Below are 6,000 nucleotides of genomic sequence, written 5' to 3' on the forward strand. Positions count from 1 at the left end.
TTTGGTCCTCCCCGACCCGATCACACATAATATCGATATTTATTGACACATCTTATTTTTATCGTCAATTAAAAAGGAAAATTCGAAAGGGGAAACGATGAAACTGCTTGTTGGAACACATATGGGAACCACCTGTGTTTTCGCTGTTCGCGGCAATCGGGCCATTGATCTAAGCGCAGCGATAGACGGCATGGGGCGCGATCTTAGCGCAATTGTCATGTCGGACGATATGATGCGGCGTGCGCGTGATTATGCAGATGATCCTGCGGCCGCGTCGCTGCCGCTGACGGCTGTCACCCCAGCCTTGCCCATTGCGGACCCGGGAAAAATCATGTGCCTGGGACTGAACTATGTCGAGCATATCAAGGAAGGCGGCTACGAAATCCCCGACTATCCGGCGATGTTCATGCGGACTCGCCAGTCAATCATGGCTGCGGGTCAGCCAATGCTGCGCCCGTCATGTTCGGACCAACTGGATTACGAGGCCGAGCTGATGATCATTATAGGCAAGGGTGGACGTCATATTCCGCAAGCGCAAGCTCTGTCGCATGTCTTCGGATATACCGTCTTTAACGATGGTTCGGTTCGTGATTATCAGCGCAAGACGCATCAATGGACACCGGGCAAGAATTTCGACCAAACGGGGGCAATCGGCCCCTTCGTCGTTACGCCTGATGAGCTGCCAGAGGGCGCTGCCGGGCTTAAGATCGAGAGCCGTGTGGGGGACGAAATCCTGCAAAGCTCGAACACGGCCAATATGATTTGGGGCGTGGCCCGCACGATCGAGATCATGTCCGAATTTGCAACATTGGAACCGGGCGACATGATTGCGATGGGCACGCCCCCGGGTGTGGGCCATGCCAAAAAGCCCGAACCGCGCTGGCTGCGTCCCGGCGAGGTGGTCGAGGTCGAGATTGAAGGCATCGGCATCTGTGCCAGCCCGATCAGGGATGAAGCTCCTGCAGTCTGACAAATCGCGCGCCGGAATATCCGGCGCGTGTTATCATTCGTCCGGCGTAACGGGAACCAGCCCGCTGTCGCGCAGGAACGCCCCCGTTTTCTGGTAATGAGCCAGCAAACGGGCTGACGCTGCGTTGGCATCGCCTGCGACAGCTGCCTCCAGAATTTCTCGATGCTCGCGCCCGACGTCACGCCTCCCATAGTTCAACGACCGCCCTGCAAGATAGCGATAGCGGACATTCAGATCATAAAGCTGACTACAGTAACGCAACAGGATCGGTGATGCGGAATTGTCCAACAGTGCCATATGGAAAGCTTTGTGTAACGCCTCGAAAACGGTGTCATCTGCGGCGTCGGCGCGAGTCAGCCTGTGGTGGGCCAAGACTAGGGCCTCCTCCCACTCGGGGCAGCTGCGTGCAATGGCTTGCCGCAAGGCCATATCCTCCAAAGCGCAGCGAAGGCGCAGGATTTCGTCGAAATTTTCAAGACTGACAGGTGCACTGCGAAAGCCGCGCTGGTCGATCCGCTCGACGAGTTGGTCCGAAGTTAACAAGCTAAGTGCCTCGCGGATGGGCGATGCACCGACCTGCAGCCTGTCCTTCAACGTCTCGATCTTCAGCTTCTGGCCCGGCGGGAAAAGGCCGGTAACGATCATCCGCTGGATGGCCGTATAGGCCGTCTGCGTGGCCGATGTCATCGAAGACTGTGGGTTGGGTAAGGCGCGAGACAATGTCATGCGCCTTCCTTATCGGATGCGGATGAAAACTCAACTACCATCAATACCGCCTGTGATTGCCGGACGCGGCGGGATGCCCTTGACGCTGTCCCCTGATGCATCGCGGCGCGTCACGCCGTCATTCAGCACGAACATAATAACGCAAGGCTCGGTCCCGCGATTGGACCATGCGTGGTTTGTGCCCCGTTGCACGACAACATCACCGGCCTTAAGCAATACGTCATCCGCTTCGTCATCCATCATCATCCAGATTTCTCCCGTCATGACCATCGCGTAATCGACGCTGTCAGTGCGATGCATGAAGGGGTGGCGGGCGTTCTCGACGATGTTCGCCGCCGCGCCCATTTCGGCAAACGCCGCGCGACCGTCGAGGCGGGCCATAACCTCGGGGTCTTCGGGCAGAAATTCCACACAGCGAAAGACGCTGCCGCCCGTAGGGGGATGGAGGGTGAAATTGCCTGTGCAGGTTTCAACCGGTCCGTCATATTCGGCGGGCGCGCCGTCCGACAGCCAGAAGTTGGTCAGCCGGACGCCGGGGCGGTTTGGCCGTTCCAGATATTGGGTCGCGTTCTGATCGCTTTCGATGATCGCGCGGCCCGAAGCATCATGTCCGGTGATAACCCGACGGAAGTTGCGTGCCATGTGGATTAATCCTCTTGTTTAACTGGCGGTGCCGCGCAGGCGCAGCTCCGAAAAAGCAAAGATTGCGGCCAAAAGCATAAACCCCGCTATGCCGCTGATCAGGTCCTGAAACAGAAGCAGCACCCCTGCCCCCGCGGCCGCGATGCGGGCAATGGCAGGCAGCTGCACGCGTATTGCACCCACGACTGCGACGGATATGGCAGCGACCCCGAGACCGCCTGTCACGATGGCCATGATATTGGAGGTCATACTTCCCTGCAGCAACAGGCCCGGCCCGAAGCAAAAGGCGAATGGCAGCAGAAAGCTGGGTGCGGCATATGCGGCGGCGGTCCAGCCGGTTTTGTTGATATCCGCCCCCGCAATGCCCCCCGCAACATATGCCGCAAGCGCGACAGGGGGGGTAATGGTGGAAATGCAGCCGAAATAGAAGACAAAGAAATGCGCGGTCAGTACGGGCACACCCATCTTAACCAGCGCGGGTGCCACCACAGTTGCAAGGATCAGATAGGCCGCGGTCGTCGGCAGTCCCATGCCAAGGATAATTGACACGAACATTGTCAGCAGCAACGCAATGAACAAGCTGCCGCCCGAGCCCATATCGATCAGCACGGCGATCTTGGACCCCAATCCTGTCATGCCCAGAACGCCCGCGATAATCCCTGCTGCAGCGCAGGCAGCCGAGATTGTCACAACGCCATTCGCCCCATCGACGATGGCCCCTGCGATCTGACGCGGCAATGCGGCAATCCGTGAGGGAAACTGCACAGCGATCCCGATAATGATTGCACCCATCGCCCAAAGCGATGCCTTGAACGGGCTATAGCCGACCAGCATCATCCCGATCAGCAAGGAAAATGCCACGATGAAGGGGAAACCATCCAATAGGACGCGAGTCATGCTGCGCGGATCGGTGCTCCGATCGGCTGCAGGTTCGATACCGCTGCGTATAGCCCGCAGATGCACTACAACAAAGGCCGTGACAAAGAACAGCAGCGCCGGCAGCAGGCCCGTTGCCATGATCTTGGTATAGGATACGCCCACCACCTCGGCCATAATAAATGCTGCCGCACCCATGACAGGCGGCATGATCTGACCGCCGGTGGACGCCACTGCCTCGACTGCGGCGGCCTGATGGGGTTTGTACCCCTCCCTTGTCATCAGGGGGATGGTCATCGTGCCGGTGACGGCCACATTTCCTGCAGCTGACCCCGAAACCATCCCGATCAAGGCAGAAAACAACACCGCAGATTTGGCGCCAGCCGCACGCATTCCATGCGTCAACCGACGGGATACTTCAAAGAAGAATTCGCCTGCACCAAGTCGCGACAGAAGCGCGCCGAAAATGGTAAAGACGATGATATAGGTCGCGGCCACACCGATCGGGATGCCATAGATGCCCTGAGTATCAGTGGTCAGGAATATGATAATACGGTCCAACCCATACCCACGGCTGTTCAACAAACCCGGAAGATACGGGCTAATGAACGGGTAAATAAAGAAGACCAGCGTAATCCCCGCAAGGATGGCACCCACGCCCCGACGCGCGGCCTCGAACACCAACGCGGTAATAACGAGTCCGGCGTAATAATCTGTGGGCATGGTCATGCCACCGCTGAAGGCGATGGCCTTCCACCGCATCAACAGCCAGCCACTGGCGACCAGACCCATAATGATCAACAAAAGATCGATCCCGCGCGCCAGCTTGTTTCCCGCCAGACCAGGCATTGCGGGCTTGCGCGCAAACAGTAACGTCAACGCCAGTGCCAGATGCGTCAGGCGCATCTCCATTGTAGAGATCGAGAGCAAGCCCGAAACCACCAGTAAGTGATAGGCTCCGAACAGGAAGGCGATTACGGTCAGCACCCTAGTCGCCGCTGTCATACGAGGGGCAGTCATCGCGTTATTCTCCATCGTGGATCATTGCCCGAAATAGGCGGCAGCAACGGGATGCAAGGGGATCGCAAGCTGTGTTGCACGGCTCTTGTCGATCTGCGCACCATTAGCATTTTCGGCCGTAAATTCATCCAGATGATCATAGATGGCCGACACGATTTGCCCAACCTGCCCATCGTCCATATCACTTCGCAGGATCAGCATGTTCGTCACACCGATGACGGTCGAATCCTGTCCCATGTCGTAGATGTCGGCGGGAATATCGAAAGTAGAATATGCAGGGTTCTGATCCAGAATCTGGGCAAGGTTCTCGGGCCTGAGATCGATCATACGCAATTCTTCAGAGGCAGCAGCCTGCATCACTGCCGCTGCCGGATAGCCCGATAAAGCAAGCGCCGCGTCAACATTTCCGTCCGAAAGCTGGCTGAACCCATCGCCATAGCTAAGGAAGCTGGGTGTAATATCATCCATCGTCATATCGTGAATCGGCATGATCTTGTTCAGAAAACCAAGCGTGCCGCCGCCCGCAGGACCCACGGCCACACGTTTGCCGCGCAGATCATCGAAGGTATGGATATCGGAATCAGCCGGCACAATCATGTGCAAAATGCTGGGGTGCAATGGTCCCAATGCCGCAAGTTGCATCGTACTTCCCTGATAAGCGCCTTCACCTGCAACGGCATCTGCAGCAAGATCGGCGCTAGTAATACCCAAATCGACCTCTCCGTCATTGACCAATCGCGGGTTCTGAACTGAACCTTGTGTAACGATCGGCACGATGCTGAAGTTGCCATCGGCCCGAGCGTTAACAAGGTTCGAGATTGTTTGCCCCACAGGGAAGAACGCTCCTCCTATACTGGCAGTCCCGATCCTGAGCTCTTCCGCGCCAAGTGGTGCCGCAACGCCGCAGGCAACTCCAAGGGTCGCCACAACTTGTGTCATGATATTCATAGTAATCTCCTCCCCCACCTAATAAAAAACGATTTTATTGTTATGTAAAGCAATTATCGTTTTTTTATGATGAGCGAGGTAACATGGCGCTTTCGGCAAAATCAGCGCTGCGTTCCATGCTTTGGTCGGATCTACCGCTTTCAGAAAAGGATTGAGTTTGACGTGAGCCGTTTGGGATCCACATTTGTTCGGCCTTGTTGAACAAAGAGGCAAAGGATTCATCTCGTGAATTTAATGTCGTAACCGAAAGGTATGAGCAAACCTCCGAAGATGGCCTACAAGATCACTAACTGGCAAAGCTGAAATCGGGCGCTAAGGCAGCGTGAATCGCTGACCGTCTGGTTCGATCCCTTGATGCGGTGGGAAGCCATTCCACCAGGGTATCGGAGCCGTCAACTGGCCGATAGGGGCGATGCAATCCAGACCTGCCGCCACTTTAACAGGCCGCTGAATTAGTCGACGCGCCGGAACGTTATTCTGCCGATGGAGCGAATGCGGCCTTCTCTGGTCAACGAAGCTCCGAGATTTTTGGTCCCCATGCAGCCACCATCGGCTTCATACCCCCGGTAATCCAGGCAGTCGGGCCAGGTTATTGGCGGCCATTGTCAGGATGAAGCGGGATCGCACCCGTTCGACGCCGCGATAGAGGGTTTGCGCCATGCCGCCGACGGTCTTGGCCCGGTCTAAGACTTCCTCGATCCGCTTTCGATGCTTGATCGATGAGGCATAGCCCTGATGTCGGGTCGTGCGCCCGTCGATCGCGGAGTATCGTGATTTCCGTGCGACATGCGCGGTGACGCAGGCCTCCCGGAGGTCGG

At 56.8% G+C, this 6,000-nt stretch carries 6 protein-coding genes and 1 pseudogene; 2 read left to right on the forward strand and 5 right to left on the reverse strand.

Features of this window, described 5'->3' with window-relative positions:
- Window positions 1-97: 97 nt before the first annotated feature.
- Complete coding sequence (locus DWB67_RS16065) at window positions 98-970, forward strand: fumarylacetoacetate hydrolase family protein (protein ID WP_119808589.1); 873 nt, start codon at window positions 98-100, stop codon at window positions 968-970.
- 33 nt (window positions 971-1,003) lie between these two features.
- On the opposite strand, the gene DWB67_RS16070 is transcribed toward DWB67_RS16065, so the two are convergent.
- Genes DWB67_RS16070 through DWB67_RS16085 form a run of 4 tightly spaced genes read right to left on the reverse strand, consistent with a single transcriptional unit; the run spans window position 1,004 to window position 5,182 of the window.
- The gene (locus tag DWB67_RS16070) at window positions 1,004-1,696 is read right to left on the reverse strand and encodes a GntR family transcriptional regulator (protein WP_255418725.1); all 693 of its coding nucleotides are present in this window, start codon (window positions 1,694-1,696) and stop codon (window positions 1,004-1,006) included.
- A gap of 30 nt (window positions 1,697-1,726) precedes the next feature.
- Window positions 1,727-2,338: a cupin domain-containing protein gene (locus DWB67_RS16075; protein WP_220475159.1), complete on the reverse strand. Its 612-nt coding sequence runs from the start codon at window positions 2,336-2,338 to the stop codon at window positions 1,727-1,729.
- Window positions 2,339-2,356: 18 nt separating this feature from the next.
- Window positions 2,357-4,234: a TRAP transporter fused permease subunit gene (locus DWB67_RS16080; RefSeq protein WP_119808593.1), complete on the reverse strand. Its 1,878-nt coding sequence runs from the start codon at window positions 4,232-4,234 to the stop codon at window positions 2,357-2,359.
- Between the two features lie 21 nt (window positions 4,235-4,255).
- Complete coding sequence (locus tag DWB67_RS16085) at window positions 4,256-5,182, reverse strand: TAXI family TRAP transporter solute-binding subunit (protein ID WP_220475160.1); 927 nt, start codon at window positions 5,180-5,182, stop codon at window positions 4,256-4,258.
- Between the two features lie 252 nt (window positions 5,183-5,434).
- Here DWB67_RS16085 and DWB67_RS18465 point away from each other — a divergent pair.
- Window positions 5,435-5,611, forward strand: a pseudogene (locus tag DWB67_RS18465) (IS5/IS1182 family transposase); the annotation flags it as partial.
- Window positions 5,612-5,737: 126 nt separating this feature from the next.
- Here the strand turns inward: DWB67_RS18465 and DWB67_RS16090 are convergent.
- A partial coding sequence (locus DWB67_RS16090) for a transposase (RefSeq protein ID WP_182911629.1) occupies window positions 5,738-6,000 on the reverse strand: 263 nt, incomplete at its 5' end.

This window comes from Paracoccus sp. JM45 (assembly GCF_003590715.1).
In the GTDB taxonomy this organism is placed as follows: Bacteria; Pseudomonadota; Alphaproteobacteria; order Rhodobacterales; family Rhodobacteraceae; genus Paracoccus.

What these genes read in the sequence shown, in the direction of transcription:
- DWB67_RS16080 (WP_119808593.1), bottom strand. Translation starts at nt 4,234, where the DNA reads ATGACTGCCCCTCGTATGACAGCGGCGACTAGGGTGCTGACCGTAATC.
- DWB67_RS16075 (WP_220475159.1), bottom strand. Translation starts at nt 2,338, where the DNA reads ATGGCACGCAACTTCCGTCGGGTTATCACCGGACATGATGCTTCGGGC.
- DWB67_RS16070 (WP_255418725.1), bottom strand. Translation starts at nt 1,696, where the DNA reads ATGACATTGTCTCGCGCCTTACCCAACCCACAGTCTTCGATGACATCG.
- DWB67_RS16085 (WP_220475160.1), bottom strand. Translation starts at nt 5,182, where the DNA reads ATGAATATCATGACACAAGTTGTGGCGACCCTTGGAGTTGCCTGCGGC.
- DWB67_RS16065 (WP_119808589.1), top strand. Translation starts at nt 98, where the DNA reads ATGAAACTGCTTGTTGGAACACATATGGGAACCACCTGTGTTTTCGCT.